Annotated in this window: 28 protein-coding genes; 15 read left to right on the forward strand and 13 right to left on the reverse strand. The window is 62.5% G+C overall.

Annotated features, from left to right (window positions below):
- Entirely contained in the window at positions 1–1,242 is a 1,242-nt protein-coding gene (gene glcF / locus LMJ30_RS01670; protein WP_229430600.1) for a glycolate oxidase subunit GlcF, read from the forward strand.
- Here glcF and LMJ30_RS01675 read toward each other — a convergent pair.
- The 4 genes from LMJ30_RS01675 to LMJ30_RS01690 all read right to left on the reverse strand — a co-directional run bounded on the left by LMJ30_RS01675 (position 1,226) and on the right by LMJ30_RS01690 (position 4,238).
- Positions 1,226–1,408 (reverse strand): hypothetical protein, encoded by a 183-nt coding sequence (locus LMJ30_RS01675; RefSeq protein WP_229430601.1) that lies wholly within the window; start codon positions 1,406–1,408, stop codon positions 1,226–1,228. The two genes, glcF and LMJ30_RS01675, sit on opposite strands and share 17 nt — an antisense overlap.
- A 149-nt stretch (positions 1,409–1,557) precedes the next feature.
- Entirely contained in the window at positions 1,558–2,043 is a 486-nt protein-coding gene (locus LMJ30_RS01680) for a glutathione peroxidase (RefSeq protein WP_229430602.1), read from the reverse strand.
- Complete coding sequence (locus LMJ30_RS01685) at positions 2,040–3,176, reverse strand: PilT/PilU family type 4a pilus ATPase (RefSeq protein ID WP_229430603.1); 1,137 nt, start codon at positions 3,174–3,176, stop codon at positions 2,040–2,042. The genes LMJ30_RS01680 and LMJ30_RS01685 overlap by 4 nt, the downstream gene beginning before the upstream one ends.
- 18 nt (positions 3,177–3,194) lie before the next feature.
- Entirely contained in the window at positions 3,195–4,238 is a 1,044-nt protein-coding gene (locus LMJ30_RS01690) for a type IV pilus twitching motility protein PilT (protein ID WP_229430604.1), read from the reverse strand.
- A 90-nt stretch (positions 4,239–4,328) separates the two neighbouring features.
- Between LMJ30_RS01690 and LMJ30_RS01695 the strand changes: the two genes are divergently transcribed.
- Complete coding sequence (locus tag LMJ30_RS01695; protein ID WP_229430605.1) at positions 4,329–5,030, forward strand: YggS family pyridoxal phosphate-dependent enzyme; 702 nt, start codon at positions 4,329–4,331, stop codon at positions 5,028–5,030.
- 11 nt (positions 5,031–5,041) lie between these two features.
- Positions 5,042–5,857, forward strand: a complete 816-nt coding sequence (gene proC, locus LMJ30_RS01700; protein ID WP_229430606.1) for a pyrroline-5-carboxylate reductase — start codon at positions 5,042–5,044, stop codon at positions 5,855–5,857.
- A gap of 39 nt (positions 5,858–5,896) precedes the next feature.
- Here the strand turns inward: proC and LMJ30_RS01705 are convergent, their stop codons facing one another.
- From LMJ30_RS01705 to LMJ30_RS01725, 5 genes are all read right to left on the reverse strand, one after another.
- Positions 5,897–6,193 carry a hypothetical protein gene (locus tag LMJ30_RS01705; protein ID WP_229430607.1) on the reverse strand — a complete coding sequence of 99 codons (297 nt, stop codon included), beginning with the start codon at positions 6,191–6,193 and terminating at the stop codon, positions 5,897–5,899.
- A complete protein-coding gene (locus LMJ30_RS01710) occupies positions 6,186–6,563 on the reverse strand; it encodes a phage holin family protein (protein WP_229430608.1) in 378 nt (125 codons plus the stop codon). Before LMJ30_RS01710 ends, LMJ30_RS01705 begins: the two co-directional genes overlap by 8 nt.
- A 4-nt stretch (positions 6,564–6,567) precedes the next feature.
- Complete coding sequence (locus LMJ30_RS01715; protein ID WP_229430609.1) at positions 6,568–6,888, reverse strand: ElaB/YgaM/YqjD family protein; 321 nt, start codon at positions 6,886–6,888, stop codon at positions 6,568–6,570.
- A 100-nt stretch (positions 6,889–6,988) separates the two neighbouring features.
- The gene (ubiA, locus tag LMJ30_RS01720) at positions 6,989–7,843 is read right to left on the reverse strand and encodes a 4-hydroxybenzoate octaprenyltransferase (RefSeq protein WP_229430610.1); all 855 of its coding nucleotides are present in this window, start codon (positions 7,841–7,843) and stop codon (positions 6,989–6,991) included.
- 70 nt (positions 7,844–7,913) lie between these two features.
- Complete coding sequence (locus LMJ30_RS01725) at positions 7,914–8,858, reverse strand: LysR substrate-binding domain-containing protein (RefSeq protein WP_229430611.1); 945 nt, start codon at positions 8,856–8,858, stop codon at positions 7,914–7,916.
- A gap of 111 nt (positions 8,859–8,969) precedes the next feature.
- On the opposite strand from LMJ30_RS01725, the gene LMJ30_RS01730 reads away from it, so the two are divergent.
- Positions 8,970–10,157, forward strand: a complete 1,188-nt coding sequence (locus LMJ30_RS01730; protein WP_267869513.1) for a PilT/PilU family type 4a pilus ATPase — start codon at positions 8,970–8,972, stop codon at positions 10,155–10,157.
- Positions 10,158–10,181: 24 nt separating this feature from the next.
- The gene (locus tag LMJ30_RS01735) at positions 10,182–10,658 is read left to right on the forward strand and encodes an adenylyltransferase/cytidyltransferase family protein (RefSeq protein WP_229430612.1); all 477 of its coding nucleotides are present in this window, start codon (positions 10,182–10,184) and stop codon (positions 10,656–10,658) included.
- Positions 10,659–10,733: 75 nt separating this feature from the next.
- Here LMJ30_RS01735 and LMJ30_RS01740 read toward each other — a convergent pair whose 3' ends face one another.
- Positions 10,734–11,111, reverse strand: a complete 378-nt coding sequence (locus LMJ30_RS01740; protein WP_229430613.1) for a type II toxin-antitoxin system VapC family toxin — start codon at positions 11,109–11,111, stop codon at positions 10,734–10,736.
- Positions 11,111–11,350, reverse strand: a complete 240-nt coding sequence (locus LMJ30_RS01745; protein ID WP_229430614.1) for a type II toxin-antitoxin system Phd/YefM family antitoxin — start codon at positions 11,348–11,350, stop codon at positions 11,111–11,113. The genes LMJ30_RS01740 and LMJ30_RS01745 overlap by 1 nt, the downstream gene beginning before the upstream one ends.
- A gap of 211 nt (positions 11,351–11,561) precedes the next feature.
- Between LMJ30_RS01745 and LMJ30_RS01750 the strand changes: the two genes are divergently transcribed.
- Complete coding sequence (locus tag LMJ30_RS01750; RefSeq protein ID WP_229430615.1) at positions 11,562–12,023, forward strand: nuclear transport factor 2 family protein; 462 nt, start codon at positions 11,562–11,564, stop codon at positions 12,021–12,023.
- A gap of 1 nt (position 12,024) precedes the next feature.
- Here the strand turns inward: LMJ30_RS01750 and trmL are convergent, their stop codons facing one another.
- Complete coding sequence (trmL, locus tag LMJ30_RS01755; protein ID WP_229430616.1) at positions 12,025–12,495, reverse strand: tRNA (uridine(34)/cytosine(34)/5-carboxymethylaminomethyluridine(34)-2'-O)-methyltransferase TrmL; 471 nt, start codon at positions 12,493–12,495, stop codon at positions 12,025–12,027.
- 17 nt (positions 12,496–12,512) lie between these two features.
- The gene (locus tag LMJ30_RS01760; RefSeq protein ID WP_229430617.1) at positions 12,513–13,259 is read right to left on the reverse strand and encodes a ComF family protein; all 747 of its coding nucleotides are present in this window, start codon (positions 13,257–13,259) and stop codon (positions 12,513–12,515) included.
- A gap of 73 nt (positions 13,260–13,332) precedes the next feature.
- Between LMJ30_RS01760 and LMJ30_RS01765 the strand changes: the two genes are divergently transcribed.
- The 9 genes from LMJ30_RS01765 (at position 13,333) to LMJ30_RS01805 (ending at position 20,912) form a co-directional block, all read left to right on the forward strand.
- Positions 13,333–14,250 (forward strand): methyltransferase domain-containing protein, encoded by a 918-nt coding sequence (locus tag LMJ30_RS01765; protein WP_229430618.1) that lies wholly within the window; start codon positions 13,333–13,335, stop codon positions 14,248–14,250.
- A gap of 366 nt (positions 14,251–14,616) precedes the next feature.
- Positions 14,617–15,804 carry a cytochrome c oxidase subunit II gene (coxB, locus tag LMJ30_RS01770; protein WP_229430619.1) on the forward strand — a complete coding sequence of 396 codons (1,188 nt, stop codon included), beginning with the start codon at positions 14,617–14,619 and terminating at the stop codon, positions 15,802–15,804.
- Between the two features lie 13 nt (positions 15,805–15,817).
- Positions 15,818–17,416, forward strand: a complete 1,599-nt coding sequence (ctaD, locus tag LMJ30_RS01775; protein ID WP_229430620.1) for a cytochrome c oxidase subunit I — start codon at positions 15,818–15,820, stop codon at positions 17,414–17,416.
- 168 nt (positions 17,417–17,584) lie between these two features.
- A complete protein-coding gene (locus LMJ30_RS01780; RefSeq protein ID WP_229430621.1) occupies positions 17,585–18,139 on the forward strand; it encodes a cytochrome c oxidase assembly protein in 555 nt (184 codons plus the stop codon).
- Positions 18,140–18,151: 12 nt separating this feature from the next.
- Positions 18,152–18,370, forward strand: coding sequence for a DUF2970 domain-containing protein (locus tag LMJ30_RS01785; protein ID WP_229430622.1), 219 nt, complete (start codon positions 18,152–18,154; stop codon positions 18,368–18,370).
- A gap of 58 nt (positions 18,371–18,428) precedes the next feature.
- A complete protein-coding gene (locus LMJ30_RS01790) occupies positions 18,429–19,289 on the forward strand; it encodes a cytochrome c oxidase subunit 3 (RefSeq protein WP_229430623.1) in 861 nt (286 codons plus the stop codon).
- Positions 19,290–19,394: 105 nt separating this feature from the next.
- A complete protein-coding gene (locus LMJ30_RS01795) occupies positions 19,395–19,595 on the forward strand; it encodes a twin transmembrane helix small protein (RefSeq protein ID WP_229430624.1) in 201 nt (66 codons plus the stop codon).
- A gap of 5 nt (positions 19,596–19,600) precedes the next feature.
- The gene (locus tag LMJ30_RS01800; RefSeq protein ID WP_229430625.1) at positions 19,601–20,329 is read left to right on the forward strand and encodes an SURF1 family protein; all 729 of its coding nucleotides are present in this window, start codon (positions 19,601–19,603) and stop codon (positions 20,327–20,329) included.
- Entirely contained in the window at positions 20,307–20,912 is a 606-nt protein-coding gene (locus tag LMJ30_RS01805; protein ID WP_229430626.1) for an SCO family protein, read from the forward strand. The genes LMJ30_RS01800 and LMJ30_RS01805 overlap by 23 nt, the downstream gene beginning before the upstream one ends.

Here is a 20,912-nt window from a genome sequence, read left to right on the forward strand (position 1 = left end):
ATGCAAACCAATCTCGCCGATTTCATCAAAGGCACGCGCGAAGGCGACGAGGCCGAGGCGATCCTGCGCGCCTGCGTCCACTGCGGCTTCTGCACCGCCACCTGCCCGACCTACCAGCTGCTCGGCGACGAACTCGATGGCCCGCGCGGGCGCATCTACCTGATGAAGCAGGTGCTCGAAGGGGCAGAAGTCACGCGCAAGACACAGATCCACCTCGACCGCTGCCTGACCTGCCGCAATTGCGAAACCACCTGTCCGTCGGGCGTCAAATACGGCCGCCTGGTCGACATCGGCCGCAAGGTGGTGGAAGAGCGCGTGCAGCGCCCGCTGGGCGAACGCATCAAGCGCACCGTGCTCAAGGAAGCGCTGCCGCGCAAATGGCTGTTCACGCCAGCCTTCAAGGCGGGGCAGCTGTTCCGCCCACTGCTGTCGCCCAAGCTCCAGGACAAGCTGCCGCGCACCGCCAGCCCGGGCAAGTGGCCCGCGCGCACCCATGCGCGCAAGATGCTGGTGCTGGAAGGCTGCGTGCAGCCTGCGATGGCGCCCAACATCAACGCAGCGACCGCGCGGGTGCTCGACGCGGTCGGCGTGCAACTGGTGATGGCGCCGAAGGCGGGCTGCTGCGGCGCCGTGCGGTACCACATGAACGACCAGGAAGGCGGCCTTGACGACATGCGCCGCAACATCGATGCATGGTGGCCGATGATCGAGCAGGTCGAGGCCATCGTGATGACGGCGTCCGGCTGCGGCGTCACGGTCAAGGAGTATGGCCATCTGCTGGAGCACGACAGCGCGTATGCGGCAAAAGCGAAGCGCATTTCGGAGATGACCCGCGACCTGTCCGAGATCATGCCCGCGTTCGAGGCTGAACTGGCTGCGCGGTTTGCGGGAAAGGTGGGGCCGAGGGTAGCGTTCCATCCGCCGTGCACTTTGCAGCATGGCCAGCAGATCAGGGGGAAGGTGGAAGGGGTGTTGCGGGCCTGCGGCGTCGATGTGAAGCTATGCGCCGAAAACCATCTGTGCTGCGGCTCGGCGGGCACGTATTCGGTGCTGCAGCCGGAGCTTTCTACTGAACTGCGGGACAGGAAACTGGCGAACCTGCATGCCACCCGTCCCGAGCTTATTGTGTCGGCGAACATCGGTTGTGTGACCCACCTTCAGTCAGGTACCGACACGCCGGTATCGCATTGGATCGAATTGATCGACCAGGCCTTGACGACGGCGCTTACCAGTCCAGCGTAGCCGACACGCCCTTGGCATTGACGACCAGGGTCGCCGATTTTTCAACGCTGTAGGCGCCAAGGTCGCCGGTGTGGCCCTGGCCAGCCGGCGACGCGAATGCAGCGGCGCTGGTCAGTACTATGGAGCCTACGATCAAAATAGCTTCCATGTGTTTGGCGATGTTCACAATCGTTCCTTTCTCTCTGGTTTGTATAGACAGATTATGGAATCGAGTGATTTATAAGGCCAATCACATTTCCTGATGGCGCCATTCAGTATTTGAATAACTCATCAGTGGAAATCGGACGATGCGCTTTGCTTAACCGCCCTACAGGTTCAAGCCAACAAAAGCTTTTCGATGTCTTGTGAGATCGACCGCGGCGAGGTCGTCGGGCTGTACCGCTTCACCACCCGCCCATCCTTCCCGACCAGGAATTTGGTGAAGTTCCACTTGATCAGCCCAGTCCCCAGCAGCCCCGGCTTCTCCTTCTTCAGGTACCGGAACAAAGGATGCGCGCCCTCGCCATTGACGTCGACCTTGGCAAACATCGGGAACGTGACGCCAAAATTCCGCTCGCAGAAGGCGCCAATCTCCGCCTCGCTGCCACGCTCTTGTTCGCGAAACTGATTGCAGGGGAATCCAAGCACCACCACGCCCTGGTCGCGGAACTGCTGGTACACCTGCTCCAGGCCTTTGTACTGCGGCGTGAACATGCATGCGCTGGCCGTGTTCACGATCAGCAGCACCTTGCCGCGGTACTGCGCCAGGTCGACCGGCTCGCCCTTGATGTCGGTGGCCTTGAAATCGAATACGCCGGTCACACGATGCCCAGGTGCTCAGTCCCGGCCGACAGGTCGCGGTTCTTGGCGTCCTTGCCCTGCAGCTTGATGGTCAGGCGCAGGTCGTTGACCGAGTCCGCATTGCGCAGCGCGTCTTCGTAGCTGATCTTGTCCGCTTCGTGCAGGTCGAACAGCGCCTGGTCGAAAGTCTGCATGCCCAGCTCGCGCGACTTCTTCATGATCTCCTTGATCTCGTGGACGTCGCCCTTGAAGATCAGGTCCGAGATCAGCGGCGAGTTGAGCATGATCTCCACCGCGACCACGCGGCCCTTGTTCTCCTTGCGGGGAATCAGGCGCTGCGATACAAGGCCCTTCAGGTTCAGCGACAGGTCCATCAGCAGCTGCTGGCGGCGCTCCTCGGGGAAGAAGTTGATGATGCGGTCGAGCGCCTGGTTGGCGCTGTTGGCGTGCAGCGTGGCCAGGCACAGGTGGCCGGTTTCGGCGAAGGCGATCGCGTGTTCCATTGTTTCGCGGTCGCGGATCTCGCCGATCTGGATCACGTCCGGCGCCTGGCGCAGCGAGTTCTTGAGCGCCGCTTCAAAGCTGTCGGTGTCGACGCCCACTTCGCGCTGCGTGATCACGCAATTCTTGTGCGGGTGGACGTATTCGACCGGGTCTTCAATCGTGATGATGTGGCCGTAGCTGTTCTCGTTGCGGTAGCCGACCATCGCGGCAAGCGTCGTCGATTTACCCGAACCGGTCGCGCCGACCATGATCACCAGGCCGCGTTTGGACATGATGATGTCGGACAGGATCGGCGGCAGGTCGAGGTCTTCCAGCTTCGGGATCGTGGTGGTGATCGTGCGCAGCACCATGCCCACGCAGCTCATTTGCACAAACGCGGAGACGCGGAAGCGCCCGAGGTCGCCCGGGCTGATCGCGAAATTGCATTCCTTGGTCAGCTCGAACGCGGCGGTCTGCTTGTCGTTCATGATGGCGCGCGCCAGGTCGGCCGTGTGCGAGGAGCTCAAGGCCTGGCTGGAGACCGGCGTCATCTTGCCGTCGATTTTCATCGCAGGCGGGAAGCCGGCGGTGATGAACAGGTCGGAGCCGCCCTTGCTGGTCATCAGGCGCAGCAGGTCGAACATGAATTTTGAAGCCTGGTCGCGTTCCATCGCGTGTCCTTTATAAGCTTAGCCGGGGAAGTTGTCCGGGATCTTGGCGGCGGAGCGCGCTGCGCTGCTCGAGATGATGTTACGGCGTACCAGGTCGGTCAGGTTCTGGTCCAGCGTCTGCATGCCGACGTTGCTGCCGGTCTGGATCGCCGAGTACATCTGGGCGATCTTCGCTTCGCGGATCAGGTTGCGGATCGCCGGCGTGCCGATCATGATTTCGTGGGCGGCCACGCGGCCATTGCCGTCCTTGGTCTTGAGCAGGGTCTGCGACACCACCGCTTGCAGCGACTCGGACAGCATCGCGCGCACCATTTCTTTTTCATCGGCCGGGAAGACGTCGACGATACGGTCGATGGTTTTCGCCGCCGACGAGGTGTGCAAGGTGCCGAACACGAGGTGGCCGGTTTCGGCCGCCGACAAGGCCAGGCGGATGGTTTCGAGGTCGCGCAATTCGCCGACCAGGATGCAGTCGGGGTCTTCGCGCAGCGCCGAGCGCAGCGCGTTGTTGAACGACAGCGTGTGCGGTCCCACTTCGCGCTGGTTGATCAGGCACTTCTTCGATTCGTGCACGAATTCGATCGGGTCTTCGATGGTCAGGATGTGGCCGTACTCGTTTTCATTGAGGTGATTGACCATCGCCGCCAGCGTCGTCGATTTGCCCGAACCGGTAGGGCCGGTGACCAGCACCAGGCCGCGCGGTTTCATCGCCAGCTCGCCGAAAATCTTCGGCGCGTTCAGGTCTTGCAGGCTTAGGATTTTCGATGGAATCGTCCGCAGCACGGCGGACGCGCCGCGTTCCTGGTTGAACGCGTTGACACGAAAGCGCGCCAGGCCCGGAATCGCAAACGAGAAGTCGACCTCGAGCACTTCTTCGTACTGCTTGCGCTGGCCGTCGTTCATGATGTCATAGATCATGCTGTGCACATCCTTGTGCTCCAGCGGCGGCAGGTTAATGCGGCGCACGTCGCCGTGGACGCGGATCATCGGCGGCAGGCCGGCGGACAGGTGCAGGTCGGAGGCTTTGTTCTTGACGGAGAATGCGAGTAATTCGGAGATGTCCATTTATAATCCCTGTGCCTGATATCGGTGTCTGCTCGATAACACCGTTAGCATTTATTTACCTAAGTGCTTGATTGCTCTAAGAAAATGATTATGTCCACAATCGCCCAGAACTTGCAAGCAGTCGATCACACAATTGTTGCAGCCGCAAACGCCTGCGGCCGCTCCCGCAACGATGTGCAATTGCTTGCGGTGTCCAAGACGTTTCCCCCTGAAGCAGTGGTCGAGGCGATCGCCTGCGGCCAGCGTGCGTTCGGCGAGAACTACCTGCAGGAAGCGCTCGACAAGCAGCTGGCGGTGGCCGCCGCGGTACCGGGTGTCCATATCGAGTGGCACTTCATCGGCCCGATCCAGAGCAATAAGACGCGCCCGATTGCGGCCAGCTTCGCGTGGGTGCACACGGTCGACCGGCTGAAGATTGCGCAGCGCCTGTCGGAGCAGCGCCCGACTGGCATGGCGCCGCTGAACATCTGCCTGCAGGTGAACATCAGCGGCGAAGCAAGCAAGAGCGGCATCGCCGCGGATGAACTGCCGGAGCTGGCGCGCGCGGTTGCGCTGCTGCCGAACCTGCGTTTGCGCGGCCTGATGGCGATTCCCGAGCCGGAGCTGAACCTGGCCCGCCAGCGCGCGCCATTCGCGCGCCTGCGCGAGATGCTGGAACAGCTGCGCGATGACGGTATCGCGGTGGATACGCTGTCGATGGGCATGTCGGCCGACATGGCGGCCGCGATTGCCGAAGGCGCCACCATCGTCCGCGTCGGCAGCGCCATCTTCGGCTCGCGCACATACGAATAAAGGGGAAGCACATGAAGATATCGTTTATTGGTGGCGGCAATATGGCCTCCGCGCTCATCTCCGGCCTGGCTGGCAAGTTCACGACGGGGTCGAACATCCACGTGGTCGATCCGAATCCCGAAGCGCTGGAGCGCTTGCGGCAAGCCCACGGCGTCACCGTGGCGCACGAGATCGGCGACGATATGCGTTCGTCCGAAGTGGTGGTGCTGGCGGTGAAGCCGCAGCAGATGCGCGAGGCCGCGGCACTGCTGCTGCCGCAGCTGCGCGCCGATACCCTGGTGCTGTCGATTGCAGCAGGCATCCGCGGCGCCGACCTGTCGCGCTGGCTGGGCGGGCACCGGGCGATCGTGCGGACGATGCCGAACACGCCGGCGCTGATCGGGCGCGGCATCACCGGCATGGTCGCCATGGACGGCGTCAGCGAGGCGCAGAAAACGGCGGCCGACGCGATCATGAAGGCGGCCGGGCAAACCGTGTGGCTCGATGATGAAGCGCTGATCGATCCGGTGACGGCGGTGTCGGGCAGCGGACCGGCGTATGTGTTCTATTTTCTGGAGGCGATGCAGCAGGCCGCGGTGGAACTGGGCCTGAGCGTGGACCAGGGCAGGGAGCTGGCGGTGGCCACGTTTGCCGGCGCGGCGGAACTGGCGGCGCGCTCGCCGGAGAGCCTGCAGGTGCTGCGTGAAAGGGTGACGTCGAAAGGCGGAACGACTTATGCGGCCATTACCAGCATGGAGCAGGGCGGCGTGAAGGATGCGGTGATCAAGGCGGTGAAGGCGGCGTCGGCACGCGGGCGCGAGCTTGGTGAGGAAATGGGTAGGAACTGAAAACGGCGGATGCGGGCTTCGCCCTTATCCGCCGAACTGCTAGCCGCGCTGGCGCCACGCGGCCAGGCCATCCCGGCCCAGCTTCCACAGCGACAGCCCCGTGGTCAGCATCGGCACCAGCCGCCCGCTGCGCGTGGCAATCAGCCCGCCAACCAGGCCCGCCAGCGACACCGGTATCGCAAAATTCCCGCCCACCTTATGCCGCAGGTTGTGCACCGGCGCCATGATCTCGTGGACTTCGCGCGCCACCGTAATGCGCTGCAGCGCGCACTCGGTCACCAAAGCCTGGCGCCGCGCCGCCAGCGCGGCGCGTGAATGTTTGCCTTTGTTACTCATCCGTGTTCCTCGCACTGCGCGCATACGCGATGTCGTTGCGGATTTCTTCGATGGTGTTTTGCAGCAGCCGCGGCTTGTTGTCGAAGCCGGACTTGACCTTCATCGCGATGATCGCCCCGGCCACGCCAAACAGCGCCGCCATGCCGCCGACGGCCGCGACGCGGTGCGTGTCCCAGAACAGCACGATGACAAGGAAGGCCAGCAGCAGGAAGGCGATCCCGAACAGGATGAGTGCCAGCAGGCCGAACAGCAGGTAGCCCAGCATCCGCTGGGATTCCTCCTCGACCTCCACCGCGGCCAGTTCCAGCCGCGTGTGCACCATGTCGACCAGGGTTGATCCCAGCCGGCCCACCGATTCGAAGATCGCCATATGCTTAGCGGCGCGAGATCAGCACGCCCAGCAGCAGGCCGACGCCGGCGCCGATGCAGACCGACTTCCATGGATTCTCATGGACGTATTCGTCGGTGGCCTTGGCCGCTTCCTTGGTGCCTTCCACGACGCTTTCCTGCAGGTGGATCAGGTCGGCCTTGGCACTGGTCAGCGTCTGCTCGAACTTGGCCTTGGCAGCCTGGAACTCTTCGCCGGTCAGGTGGCCGCCGTGGCGCAGCCAGGCTTCCGCGTCCTGGATCACGGTCTTCAGGTCGTTCATCAGCTGGTCACGGGCGCCGGTCTTGGTTGGGATTGATTGAATCATGAGTTCCTCACATGTTTAAATTATTGATCCACTGTAGGCAGTGCAGCCTTGCGCATATTGCGCTAGAACAACACTGGCCCGCCGTGCTTTTCGGACAACATTATCCTAGCGCGTAGTCTAACGCGACACCAGCAAAAACCGCCGCACCCAACCAATTGTTGTGGCGAAAAGCCGCAAAACAGGCCATCCGCTCGCGTCCGCGGATCAGGGTGTAGTGGTAGAGCGCCATCACGGCCGCCACGGCGATACCGGCGACGAACCAGTAGCGCAGTCCGAGATGCCAGCCGCACACGAGGATGATCGCCAGCGCCGCGCCGTAGCACAGCATGACGGCGGCCACGTCGAAGCGGCCGAAGGTGATGGCCGAGGTGCGGATGCCGATCTTCAGGTCGTCGTCGCGGTCGACCATCGCGTATTCGGTGTCGTAGGCCACGGCCCAGAACACGTTGGCCACCAGCAGCCACCAGGCCACCGCCGGCACGTCGCCGGTTACGGCGGCAAAGCCCATCGGGATGCCGAAGCCGAAGGCGATGCCGAGGTAGGCCTGCGGGATCGCGAAAAAGCGCTTGAAGTAGGGATAGGTGCCGGCAATGATGACGGCCGCCACGGACAGCTGCTTGGTCAGGGTGTTCAGCGGCAGGATCAGCAGGAAGGACACCACGGCCAGCACGCCGGCCACCATCAGCGCTTCCCAGCTCCTGATGCGCCCGCTGGTGAGGGGACGTTCGGCGGTGCGCTTGACGAACTTGTCGATGTCGCGGTCGGCGTAGTCGTTGATGGCGCAGCCGGCCGAGCGCATCAGGACGGTGCCGAGGACGAAAATCGCGACGATGGCGATGTCAGGCCGGCCGCCGGAGGCCATCCACAAGGCCCACAGGGTAGGCCACAGCAGCAAAAGGATACCGATCGGCTTGTCCAGGCGGACCAGCCGGTAATAGAGCGCCAGCTTGTTCATGTCGTGCTTTGCTTATAGTTGATGCAACGCACGATTTTAACCCCTTTGCGGGATGGGCGAGGGCGCGGGCTCAGGCGGCGACGGCTTCGTTGGCCAGCATGTCGATGCCCGGCAGGTCGCAGGCGGCCACGGCGGCGCAGACGGCGTCGATGGCGGCGCGGCGGGTGAAGCTCTTGCGCCAGACGATGACCACGCGGCGTGACGGCGGCGGCGCGTCAAACGGCAGGTAACGCAGCATGCCGTCCTTCGGGTGCATGTCGGTGACGGACGCGCGCGGCAGCACGGTCAGGCCGATGCCGCTGGCCACCATGTGGCGGATGGTCTCGAGCGATGAACCTTCAAAGGTGCGCTGCATGCCATTGCCCGGCGCCGAGAAGCGCGCCATCTCCGGGCACACTTCCAGCACCTGGTCGCGGAAGCAGTGGCCGTTGCCCAGCAGGAGCATGGTTTCCGACTTCAGGTCGGCGGCCGGAATCGATTTGCGGCTGGCCCACGGATGCTGCTTCGGCATGGCAACCACGAAGGGTTCGTCGTACAGCGCCTGCATCGACATGCCGTGGTCGGGCAGCGGCAGCGCCATGATGGCGGCGTCCAGCTCGCCCTGGCGCAGCATTTCCAGCAGGCGCACGGTGAAATTCTCTTGCAGGATCAGCGGCATCTGCGGCACCTGCTCGATCACATGCTTGACCAGCGGCGGCAGCAGGTAGGGGCCGATGGTGTAGATCACGCCCAGGCGCAGCGGGCCGGCCAGCGGGTCCTTGTTTTGTTTTGCCAGTTCCTTGATGGCCGCGGTCTGCTCCAGCACGCGCTCGGCCTGGGCCACGATCTGCGCACCCAAAGGCGTGACGGACACTTCCGCGCCGCCGCGCTCGAACAGCACGACGCCAAGCTCGTCCTCAAGCTTCTTGATCGCCACCGACAGGGTCGGCTGGGCGACATAGCAGGCCTCGGCGGCGTGTCCGAAATGTTTTGCACGCGCGACGGCAACGATGTATTTCAGTTCGGTCAGGGTCATGGGCGTATTCAACCACACTGGGTCGGAAAGATTTTATATTCTACCGGAAAGGTGTCGATATAATTGCCGCGGGGGCTAGTCCAGCTCCAGCATAATCCGTGAAAGGCTTCCATGTCTACGACCTTTGGCCCCGCCGAAGCCCAGGCTTACATCCACAAACTGCTCACGGTGATGCATCACCAGGGCGGTTCCGACCTGTTCATCTCGTCCGACTTCCCGCCCAGCATGAAGCACCAGGGTGCGATGAAGCCGCTGAGCCAGCAACGGCTGACCGGCGAAGTGACGCGCGCCCTGGCCATGTCCTTGATGAACGAGCGCCAGCGCGCCGAGTTCGATGCCGAAATGGAATGCAATTTCGCGATCTCACTGCCCAATGTATGCCGCTTCCGCGTCAACGTGTTTGTGCAGCAGCAGGCCGTGGCAATGGTGGTGCGGACGATTGCCTCCGAGATCCCGAACTTCGAAAAGCTTGGCCTGCCTGAAGTGCTGAAAGACGTCATCATGACCAAGCGCGGGCTGGTGCTGGTGGTGGGCGGCACGGGGTCGGGCAAGTCGACCACACTGGCGGCGATGATTGATTACCGCAACGCCAATTCGGCGGGGCACATCATTACCGTTGAAGATCCGGTCGAATACGTCCACAAGAACAAGAACTGCCTGATCACCCACCGCGAGGTTGGCGTCGATACGCACTCGTGGCACAACGCGCTGAAGAACACCTTGCGCCAGGCGCCCGACGTGATATTGATCGGCGAAATCCGCGACACCGAAACGATGGAGCACGCGATCGCGTTTGCCGAGACCGGCCACCTGTGCCTGGGCACGCTGCACGCTAACAACGCCAACCAGACGATGGACCGCATCATCAACTTCTTCCCTGAGGAGCGGCGCAACCAGTTGCTGATGGACCTGTCGTCGAACCTGCGCGGCATTGTGTCGCAACGGCTGGTGCGCACCGAGGACGGCAAGGGGCGCAAGGCGGCGATTGAGATCCTGCTCAACACGGCGACGATCAGCGAGATGATCCTGAAGGGGAACTTTCACGGCATCAAGGAGATCATGCACAAGTCGCGCGAGCTCGGCATGTGCACCTTCGACCAGGCGCTGTACGAACTCTACAACCAGGGCCACATCAGCTACGACGAGGCCATCCGCAATGCCGACTCGGCCAACGGCCTGCGCCTGCAGATCAAGCTGCGCGGCGACCGCAAGGAGCCGGGCAACGCCAGCGCGACGACGGCCGACGACCTGTCGATGGCGATTGAGGAAGAGCCGGAAGAAGACAAGCCGGCGCAGTGACCTTATTAACTTTGAAGCGATTCCATGCCTGATTTTGAAAACAAGATTTGCACCCGTAGCGAACTGAAGCAGCGCGTTGCTGGGCTGCCGAAACCGGTGGTGCTGACCAACGGCGTGTTCGACATCCTGCACCGCGGGCACGTGACCTACCTGGCGCAGGCGCGCGCGCTGGGCGCCTCGCTGGTGGTGGCGGCCAATACCGATGCGTCGGTCAAGCGGCTCGGCAAGGGCGACGACAGGCCGTTGAACACCTGCGCGGACCGGATGGCGGTACTGGCGGCGCTGGAGTCGGTGGCGCTGGTGGTCGATTTCGACGAGGACACGGCGCTGGAAGTGGTGCAGGAAGCGCGCCCGGAGATTTACGCCAAGGGCGGCGATTACGACATGACGGCGATTCCCGAAGGGCAGGCGGTGCTGGCTTACGGCGGACAAGCGGTCGCGATCGATTTTGAACATGACCGGTCGACGACCAAGCTGTTGACCAAGGTCCGGGCAGGCTAGCGATTCGGCGGATGCGCGCTTCCGTCCGTGCGTATCGCGTAGGGTGGATAAGCGCGAAGCGCGCATCCACCGATTTCACTGTGCGATTACCAGCGGCGAGTATTTCTTCAGGTTCCGATCCGCTGTCAGCATGTGCAAGCTTTCAAAAATTGCCTGTGCAATCAACAATCGATCAAACGGGTCTCGATGGAATTGCGGTAAATTTCGCACCTGGACGGCGTGGCTGAAGCGAATCGCGAGCTCGCGGAAACCACTGTTCTCGACAAATGCGGACAGCATTGCCACGTCCGCACTCAGCTTTCCCAAGCTGGTCTTGATTGAAATTTCCCAGATGCTTGCACTGCTGACGAATACATCTTCTGCGTCGCGAATCAGGCGTCGTGCCGAGCCCTCCAATTTTGGATCATCGCGCACGAACCACAGATAAATATGCGTATCGAGCAATAAGCGCATTACCTGCCTTCAAAGCCGGCAATTACGTCATCGGGTAACGGTGAATCAAAATCATCGGAAATTTCAAACTTGCCCTTCAAGAGTCCAGCACGCCGAGGACGCTTTGCAGCAGGTTCAATGCGCACCAGGCGGACCGCAGGCAGGCCATCCTTTTCGATGACCACTTCCTCACCACAAGCAGCCGCATCCACAAGCTGCGCCAGATGTAGTGCTGCTTCGGGAATAGACACGTTCTTCATGGTCGGCCGCCGTACTCGCGCTTAAATTTAACTTAGCATAAGCCACTGCAAAATCGGGTGCAAGGCTCGCACTTGAGGTCCCGCAGGCCAAAATGAGATTCACCCGCGCGCCGGGGTGAGCCGAATGCAGTGTGGCTTTCCTTGTTCGGGTGCCATTGCGGTTGCCGTCTCGCCGGCCGATACTGACTTTGAACCCACACGGGAGACGATCATGAACGAACAAGCCAACATCGAACTGATCCGGCAGGTGTACGACGCCTTCCTCAACGGCGACAGCCAGCGGCTGTTGTCTTACATGGCGCAAGACATCGACTGGGACGAGCCGCAGGTGCCCAACCTGCCGTTTGCCGGCAAGCGCCAGGGCCGCGACAGTGTCGCGGAGTTTTTCCGGATGGTCGCGACCGCGCAGCAGCTACGCGACTTCAGGCCCGGCGACTTCATCGCACAGGGCGACCGTGTTGTCGTGACCGGCCACTACGAGTGGACCGTCCGCGCGAACGGCGTGGACTGGGGCAGCGACTGGGTGCATCTTTTCACGGTTCGCGATGGCAAGATCACTGCCTTCCGCGAATTTACCGATACCCACCGCGCCGTCGAAGCCTTTCAAACCGGGCAGGCAGGCAGCCGCAACATCCCGGTCACGGACTCGTCGTCGCCACCGTCCATCCACTAGCTCAGGCGCCGCCGGCGTAGCCGTTCTGGCGCCACGCCTCGAACACCACCACCGCCACCGTGTTCGACAAGTTCAGGCTGCGGTTGTCGGGCATCATCGGCAGGCGGATGCGCTGCGAGGGCGGGAAGGATTCACGCCGTTCGGGCGCGAGTCCGCGCGTTTCGCTGCCAAACACAAACACGTCGCCGGGCCGGAAGCTGGCGCTGGCAAACGGCGACGAGCCGTGCGTGGTCAGCGCAAACATGCGCGCGCGGTCGGGCTGTTCCGACGCCAGGTAGTCTTCCCAGCTTTTGTGCACCTTCATGCTGGCGTATTCGTGATAGTCCAGCCCGGCCCGCTTCATCTTGGTGTCGTCCAGCGGAAAGCCTAACGGTTCGATCAGGTGCAGCTGCGCCCCGGTGTTGGCGCACAGGCGGATGACGTTGCCGGTATTCGGCGGGATCTCTGGTTCAACCAGAACAACATGGAACAAGGTGCTTCTCCTTTAAATCAGTGGGGCGGCGTGCGCGCGAACACCAGGTTGCTCACGCGCGCCGCGCCGAAACGCTTGAACGTCGCGGCCAGTTCATTCAGTGTGTAGCCGCTGGTCATCACGTCGTCGACAATGCCGATGTGCTGGCCGCGCACCATCGCCAGCGCATCCGGCGACACGATGAACGCGTTGCGGATGTTGCGGCGCCGCTGGTTCGGCGCCACGCCCGATTGCGCCGGCGTCTCCAGCGCGCGGATCGCCAGGCGCGGCCGCAGCGGAATGCCCAGCAGCTTCGACAGCGGCCGGGCAATTTCCAGCGCCTGGTTGAAGCCGCGTTCGGCCAGGCGCTGCCGCCCCAGCGGAACGGGGCACAGCACGTTCGGCAGCAGGAACTGGCGCTCGGCCCGGACCGTGTCGCCAATCATCTGCGCACACCATGGCGCCAGGGCCAGCCGCCCGCCGAATTTGAGCTGCAACACCAGCTGGTCGAGCGGCGCGGCATAATCCGTCGCCGCCAGTGTCGCGTCGAAGGCGCGCCGGTCGGCCAGGCACGCGCCGCATTCGATCCGCCCGTCGCCATCAAACCCCAGCAGGTTGGCGCAGCGCCGGCAGCGCGCCTTGCGCGGCGCCAGGTGTTCGCCATGGCAAGGCGGGCAGATGACCCCAGTGCAGCGCCCCCCGCACAGGGCGCAGGAGGAGGGCAGCAGCGCGCGTGCCAGCGCAGGTGGCCAGCCTTGCAGACACAGGCGTAAACGGTCGGCCACGGGCTCGCCTCGCAACAAACATGTACACTTCCGCCATTATCTCATTCCCGCGTCACGTATTCGCAACACCGCCATGGCAAATCCCCAGTCCCCTTCCAAAATGAGCGCGCCGATCGACCTGGCGCGTGTACGTACGCTGTTCGCCGATCCTGACCGGGTGGCGCCGTCAGGCTTCCTGCGCCGCGAAATTGCCTCGCGCATGCATGACCGGCTGGCGCTGGTGAAGCTGGCGCCGGCCCAGGTCCTGGATGCGGGCTGCGGCGATGGGGCCGACCTTGGCGTACTGCAAAAGGACTACCCGGCCGCCCAGGTTATCGGGCTCGACGCCAGCGCCGCGATGCTGGCGAACGCGAAAGGGGCGGCGCCGGCATCCGGCCTGAAGTCGATGCTGCACCGCCTGATGCCGGCCAGGACCGGCATCGACCTGGTGTGCGGCGATTTCGGCGCCTTGCCGCTGGGGCCGAACTCCGTCGACCTGGTGTGGTCGAACCTGGCGCTGCACTGGCATCCCCAGCCGGACCGGGTGTTTGCCGAATGGCGCCGTGTGTTGCGCGTGGAAGGCTTGCTGATGTTTTCGAATTTCGGTCCGGACACTTTCCGTGAACTGCGCGCGGCCTTTGCCGAGGTCGATGAGTCGCCCCACGCCTTGCCCTTCGTCGACATGCATGATTTCGGCGACCAGCTGGTGGAGGCGGGCTTCTCGACCCCGGTGATGGACATGGAAGTCATTACGGTCACCTATGACACGCCCGAGGCGCTGCTGGCCGACGTGCGCGCGCTGGGCGGCAACCCGCTGGCGACGCGCACGCGCGGCCTGCTCGGGCGCGCGGCGTGGCAGAACCTGCGCGCCGCGCTGGAGCGGCAGCGCCGTCCCGACGGCAAGCTGGGCCTGACCTTCGAGGTGATCTACGGACACGCTTTCCGTCCGGCGCCACGCAAGACGGCGGCCGGCGAAGCGATCATCCGCTTCGAGCCGCCGCGGCCGCGCTAGCGGGCCGGAACGTGGGTACGCCTCGGCGAAATACAAGGGTCTAGAGCATAACGGCGGCGATTATTCCTTGATGTAGACACTAGTCCTTGAGTATAATCAACGACTAATTTTGTCGACTGTGGCTGGTTCTGCTTAAAAAACGGGCGAACACAGCAGCATAAAAGTCGAGCGCAATAGCAAGCCAGCGTCCACAGGTGCGTTTTCTCCACCGGGTGCGCTGTGATTGGTTCCAACCGGATTCGCGGCAATTGGCGCGGGGACTCGGTATGGAGCCTTTTTGTGCGATGGTTTTGGAGCGTCGGCGGTAGCAGGCCAGGATTGCTGGGCGTTTAAAAATATTCTTATCTTTGGGTGGTTGGGGAAAACATGACATATGCAAAGCGACTTCAAGTCTTGATGCTCGGTCTGGCTGTTACGGCAGCCGGCCTGCCGGCATTGGCCGTGGCTCAGGTGCAGGGGCGTCCGGTTGAGAATCAGTTGAACCTGCAGATGCCTGTAACGCGCATCGCTGACGAAATCAACACGCTGCACACCTGGATGATGATCGTCTGCCTGGTGATCTTCGTCGCCGTGTTTGGCGTGATGTTCTACTCGGTATTCAAGCACCGCCGTTCGCAGGGCCACAAGGCGGCAACCTTCCACGAGTCGACCGCAGTCGAGATCGCATGGACCGTGGTTCCTTTCCTGATCGTTATCGGCATGGCGCTGCCAGCGACCAAGACCGTCGTGGCAATGAAGGACACCTCCAACGCCGACCTGACCATCAAGGTCACCGGCATGCAGTGGAAGTGGGGCTACGACTACCTGAAGGGCGAAGGCGAGGGCATTTCCTTCCTGTCGGCCCTGTCGACCCCGCGTTCGCAGGTTGGCGAGCCTGGCGTGGCCGCGACCGAAGCGCGCACCGAAAACTACCTGATGGAAGTCGACAACGAAGTCGTCGTTCCAGTCAACAAGAAGGTCCGCCTGGTCCTGACCGCCAACGACGTGATCCACGCATGGACCATTCCAGCGTTCGGCGTCAAGCAGGATGCGATTCCTGGTTTCGTGCGCGATACCTGGTTCAAAGCTGAGAAAATCGGTACCTACCGCGGTAACTGCGTTGAACTGTGCGGCAAGGAACACGCGTTCATGCCGATCGTTGTGCGCGTCGTCTCCGATGCCGACTACAGCGCATGGGTAGCAGGCAAGAAGAAGGAAATGGCAGCACTGGCCGATGATCCAAGCAAGGTATGGACCATCGACGAACTGAAAACCAAAGGCGAAACCGTCTACAACGCCAACTGCGTCGCTTGCCACCAGGCAAACGGCAAGGGCGTGCCAGGCGCCTTCGCGCCGCTGGATGGCTCGGCGCTCGTGCTGGGACCGAAAGGCCCGCAGATCGACGTCCTCCTGAATGGCCAGAAGAGCGGCAAGTACCCTTCGGAAATGCCAGCATGGAAACAACTGTCGGATTCGGATATTGCTGCGGTGATCACCTACACCCGCAATAACTGGTCGAACAAGGCATCGGAAAACATCGTTCAACCAGCCGAAGTTCTGGCTGCACGCAAGTAATTAGGAGCTTCAGATGAGCACAAGCACAATCGATCACGCACACGGCCACGACAGCCACGATCACGCGCACGATCATCCACATGGTCTGAGCCGCTGGTTGTTCGCAACCAACCACAAGGACATCGGTACCTTGTACCTGTGGTTCTCCCTCATTATGCTGATGTCGGGCGGCGTTCTCGCGCTCGGCATCCGTACCGAGCTGTTCCAGCCTGGCCTGCAGTTCTTCCAGCCTGAGTTCTTCAACCAGCTGACCACGATGCACGGCCTGGTGATGGTGTTCGGCGCGATCATGCCGGCCTTCGTCGGCTTCGCCAACTGGATGATCCCGCTGCAGATCGGCGCATCCGACATGGCGTTCGCGCGCATGAACAACTTCTCGTTCTGGCTGCTGCCGCCTGCGGCAATCCTGCTGGCCGCGTCGTTCTTCGTGCCTGGCGGCGCAACCGCTGCCGGCTGGACCCTGTACGCACCGCTGTCGACCCAGATGGGTATCGGCATGGACATGGGTATTTTCGCGATGCACCTGATGGGCGCGTCGTCGATCATGGGTTCGATCAACATCGTCGTCACCATCCTGAACATGCGCGCTCCTGGCATGACCCTGATGAAGATGCCGATGTTCTGCTGGACCTGGCTGATCACCGCCTACCTGCTGATCGCCGTGATGCCAGTCCTGGCAGGCGCGATCACCATGACCCTGACCGACCGTCACTTCGGCACCTCGTTCTTTAACGCTGCCGGCGGCGGCGACCCGGTCATGTACCAGCACATCTTCTGGTTCTTCGGACACCCAGAGGTGTACATCATGATTCTGCCTGCGTTCGGTATCGTGTCGCAGATCTTGCCAGCCTTCGCGCGCAAGCCGCTGTTCGGCTACGCATCGATGGTGTACGCAACCGCGTCGATCGCGATCCTGTCGTTCATCGTCTGGGCGCACCACATGTTCACCACCGGCATGCCGGTGACCAGCCAGCTGTTCTTCATGTACGCAACCATGCTGATCGCGGTGCCGACCGGCGTGAAGGTCTTCAACTGGGTTGCCACGATGTGGAAGGGCGAAATGACCTTCGAGACCCCGATGCTGTTCTCGGTCGGCTTCATCTTCGTGTTCACCATCGGCGGCTTCACCGGCCTGATCCTGGCTGTGACCCCGATCGACATCCAGCTGCAGGACACCTACTACGTGGTTGCTCACTTCCACTACGTGCTGGTGGCAGGTTCGCTGTTCGCGCTGTTCGCCGGCTTCTACTACTGGGCGCCAAAGTGGACCGGCCACATGTACAGCGAGTTCCGCGGCAAGTTCCACTTCTGGGCATCGCTGATCACCTTCAACATCACGTTCTTCCCGATGCACTTCCTGGGCCTGGCAGGTATGCCACGCCGCTATGCGGATTACTCGGCGCAGTTCACCGACTTCAACGCCATCGCCACCATCGGCGCGTTCGGTTTCGGCCTGTCGCAAGCGTACTTCCTGTTCTTCGTGGTCCTGCCGACCATCCGTGGCGGCGCCAAAGCTGCCGACAAGCCATGGGATGGCGCGGAAGGCCTGGAGTGGACCGTACCTAGCCCGGCGCCTTTCCACACGTTCGAAACGCCGCCGCTGGTGAAGTAATTGCAGTACCGGCTGCGCGGGCCCGACGGGCCCGCGCAGCGAAGGAAAGAGTGGTAACCATGACTGACCCGAAGAAACCGAATAACCTGAAGACCGGCCTGATCATCGGCGGGATCGCACTGTTCTTTTTCGTCGCGCTGTTCGTCAAGCGCATGTGGTTGATGTGATATGAGCCGCGAACAGTCAGGCAGGATCCAGCTCAATAAAAAGATGCTGGGCAAGTTGGTTGTACTGGCCGTGATGATGTTTGGCTTCGGCTACGCATTGGTCCCGATGTACAAGCAGTTGTGCGAAGTACTCGGCATTAACGTGCTGACGCAGGATGGCATGGCGTCGCGGCCTGAGAATACCCAGGTCGACAAGACGCGCAAGATCACCATCGAACTCGATGGCAATGCGCAGGGACCGTGGCGCTTCCGCCCGACCACGCGCAGCATCGAGGTTCACCCGGGCGAGCTGGCCACCGTGATGTACGAAGTGGTCAACACCCAGGCGCGGACGATCAAGGCGCAGGCGATTCCGAGCTATGCGCCGCAGTCGGCCACGCCGCACTTCATGAAAGTGGAGTGCTTCTGCTTCAAGGAGCAGACGATGGGCCCGAATGAAGCAAGGCAGATGCCGGTCGTGTTCTTCATCGACCCGAAGCTGCCGCGCGAAGTGAAGACGATTACGCTGTCGTACACGTTCTTTGAGATCGCCGGCATGAAGACCGCGGCGAAGTAACAGGGCAGGGCAATGGACGATGAACTGAAGCAGGCCGCGCGCCGCAAGGCGTCGTTCGGCGCCACGATGAAGGCCGTGTTCTGGTCCTTTTTCGGTGTGCGCAAGGGCAGGGATTACGCCAGCGATTCGGCCAACCTGAACCCGGTGCATGTGATCATCGCCGGCTTGATCGGGGCGGTCATCTTCATCGGCGTGCTGGTGATGGTGGTGCGGATCGCGGTAGCACAATAAGATTTAATTTAACAGCAGCAAGACATTCACCGAATACAGTTTGATTTAGGAGATGAAGATGAGTTCAACCAAAGCCGCCGCACCGTACTACTTCGTGCCCGGCCCGTCCCGCTGGCCGCTGTTCGCAGGCATGTCCCTGCTTGCCACGATGATCGGTGCATCGGGCTGGGTCAATGGCGCCTCGTTCGGCCCGATGCTGACCATCGCCGGCATCGCGTCGACGCTGGTGGTGCTGTACTTCTGGTTCGGCGACGCCATCAAGGAATCCGAATCCGGCCTGTACAGCAAGCGTATCGACCTGTCCTACCGCTGGTCGATGAGCTGGTTCATCTTCTCGGAAGTGATGTTCTTCGCGGCCTTCTTCGGCGCGCTGTTCTACGCCCGCGCCATCTCGATGCCGTGGCTGGCCGACCTGGACCACAAGGTCATCTGGCCTGACTTCTCGGCACAGTGGGGCAACACCGGTCCTGCAGGCGTCGTCGACAGCTTCCAGACCATGGGCCCGTTCCCGATCCCGACCATCAACACCGCGCTGCTGCTGCTGTCGGGCGTGACCCTGACCATCTCGCACCACGCCCTGCTGGCTGGCAAGCGTTCGAAGACCATCGTCTGGCTGGCTGCTACCGTGCTGCTGGGCGCCATCTTCATGGGCTTCCAGGTGTATGAATACATGCACGCTTACAGCGAACTGAACCTGAAGCTGACCTCGGGCATCTACGGCTCGACCTTCTTCATGCTGACCGGCTTCCACGGCTTCCACGTGACCGTCGGCGCGATCATGCTGGCAGTCGTGCTGTACCGCCTGATGAAAGGCCACTTCACGCCGGAGAACCACTTCGGCTTCGAAGGCGCCGCCTGGTACTGGCACTTCGTCGACGTCGTCTGGCTCGGCCTGTACGTCGTCGTCTACTGGCTGTAATTGCCGGAGGGGCGACCCTCCACTCGAAAAAGCCGCACGTGGGATAATCCTGCGTGCGGCTTTTTTGCCGAATCGCCGATCGTTTAGCAAACCAACAAAAACGCCATGAAAATCCTCGTCGCCCTAGCCTTCATCATGATTATCGCCAGCCTTGGCTCGGCGCTGTTCTTCCTGATGCGCGACAAGGGCAAGAGCCCGCGCACGATGCGCGCGCTGGCCATGCGCGTCGGCCTCTCGGTCACCTTGTTCCTGCTCATCCTGCTGGCCAATAAGCTCGGCTGGATCACGCCGACCGGCATCCGCTGATCCCGATGCGCGCCTTCCGCTTCCGCCCGATTCCGTTCGTCGCCACCGTACTGCTGGTGGCGCTGGGGATTTCGCTCGGCCAGTGGCAGGACCGCCGCGCCGCCGGCAAGATCGCGGTGCAGGAGCAGGTCGACGCCGCCGCCAAAGCCGCGCCGCTCGCGCTGGGCGGCGCGCTGGTCGATGCTGGCGCCGCCGAACACCGCAAGGTGACGGCCACCGGCGAGTTCGTGGCCGGGTGGCCGATCCTGCTCGACAACCGCCCGCAAGAAGGCAAGGGCCCCGGTTTTTACCTGTTGATGCCGATGCGCCTTGGCGGCACCGATACCCACGTGCTGGTGGCGCGCGGCTGGCTGCCGCGTCCCGCGGGCGCCGCGGGCCTGAAGCCTGCCTTCGACACCCCGGCCGGCACGGTGACGGTCAGCGGCGTGGCGCGCGCGACCCTCGGCAAGGTGATGCAGCTCGGTAGCGCGCCGCCGGTGGCGCCGGGCGCGATTTTGCAGAACATCGAAGTGGCGCAGTTTGCACAGGCCAGCGGCCTGAAACTGCAGCCCTTCTTCATCGAACAGACCGACCCAGTGCAGCCCGGCGAACAGCTGGTGCGCGACTGGCCGGCTCCCTCCCTAGGCGTAGAAAAGCACCAGGGCTACGCTTTCCAATGGTATGCGCTGGCTGTGATGGCGCTGCTGTTTTTCGTGATTACAGGATTCAGACGTGGACCAAAACCAGACCAGTAACATCAACAAGAAGCGCACCGGGCGCTGGAAGCTGTTCGCCGTGCTGCTCGTATGCGCGTCGCCCCTGCTGCTGTCGTACCTGGCCTATTACGTGATCAAGCCGACCGGCCGCACCAACTACGGCGACCTGATCGACCCGCGCCAGTATCCGATCCCGCAGCTTGGCGCGACGACGCTAGACGGCAAGCCGGCCAGCCTCGAACAGTTCAAGGGCAAATGGATCATGCTCAACGTCGACAACGGCGACTGCCAGCAGGCTTGCAAAGACCAGCTGGTGCAGATGCGCCAGCTGCGCCTGATGCAGGGCAAGGAGCGCGAGCGTATCGAGCGCGTCTGGCTGATCACCGACGCCACGCCGCTCGACACCATGCTGATGCGCGTGGTCGAAGGCACCCACTTCCTGCGCGCGCCGGCCGGTGAGGTCGCCAAATGGCTGCCGGTCGAGCAGGGCGGCAACGCGGCCGACCACATCTACCTCATCGACCCGCTCGGCAACCTGATGATGCGCTTCCCGAAGGACGCCGACCCGGCCAAGGTGAAGAAGGACATCGGCAAGCTGCTCAAAGCTTCCGCGATCGGCTGA

This window comes from Massilia agrisoli (assembly GCF_020831365.1).
Lineage (GTDB): Bacteria > Pseudomonadota > Gammaproteobacteria > Burkholderiales > Burkholderiaceae_D > Telluria_A > Telluria_A agrisoli.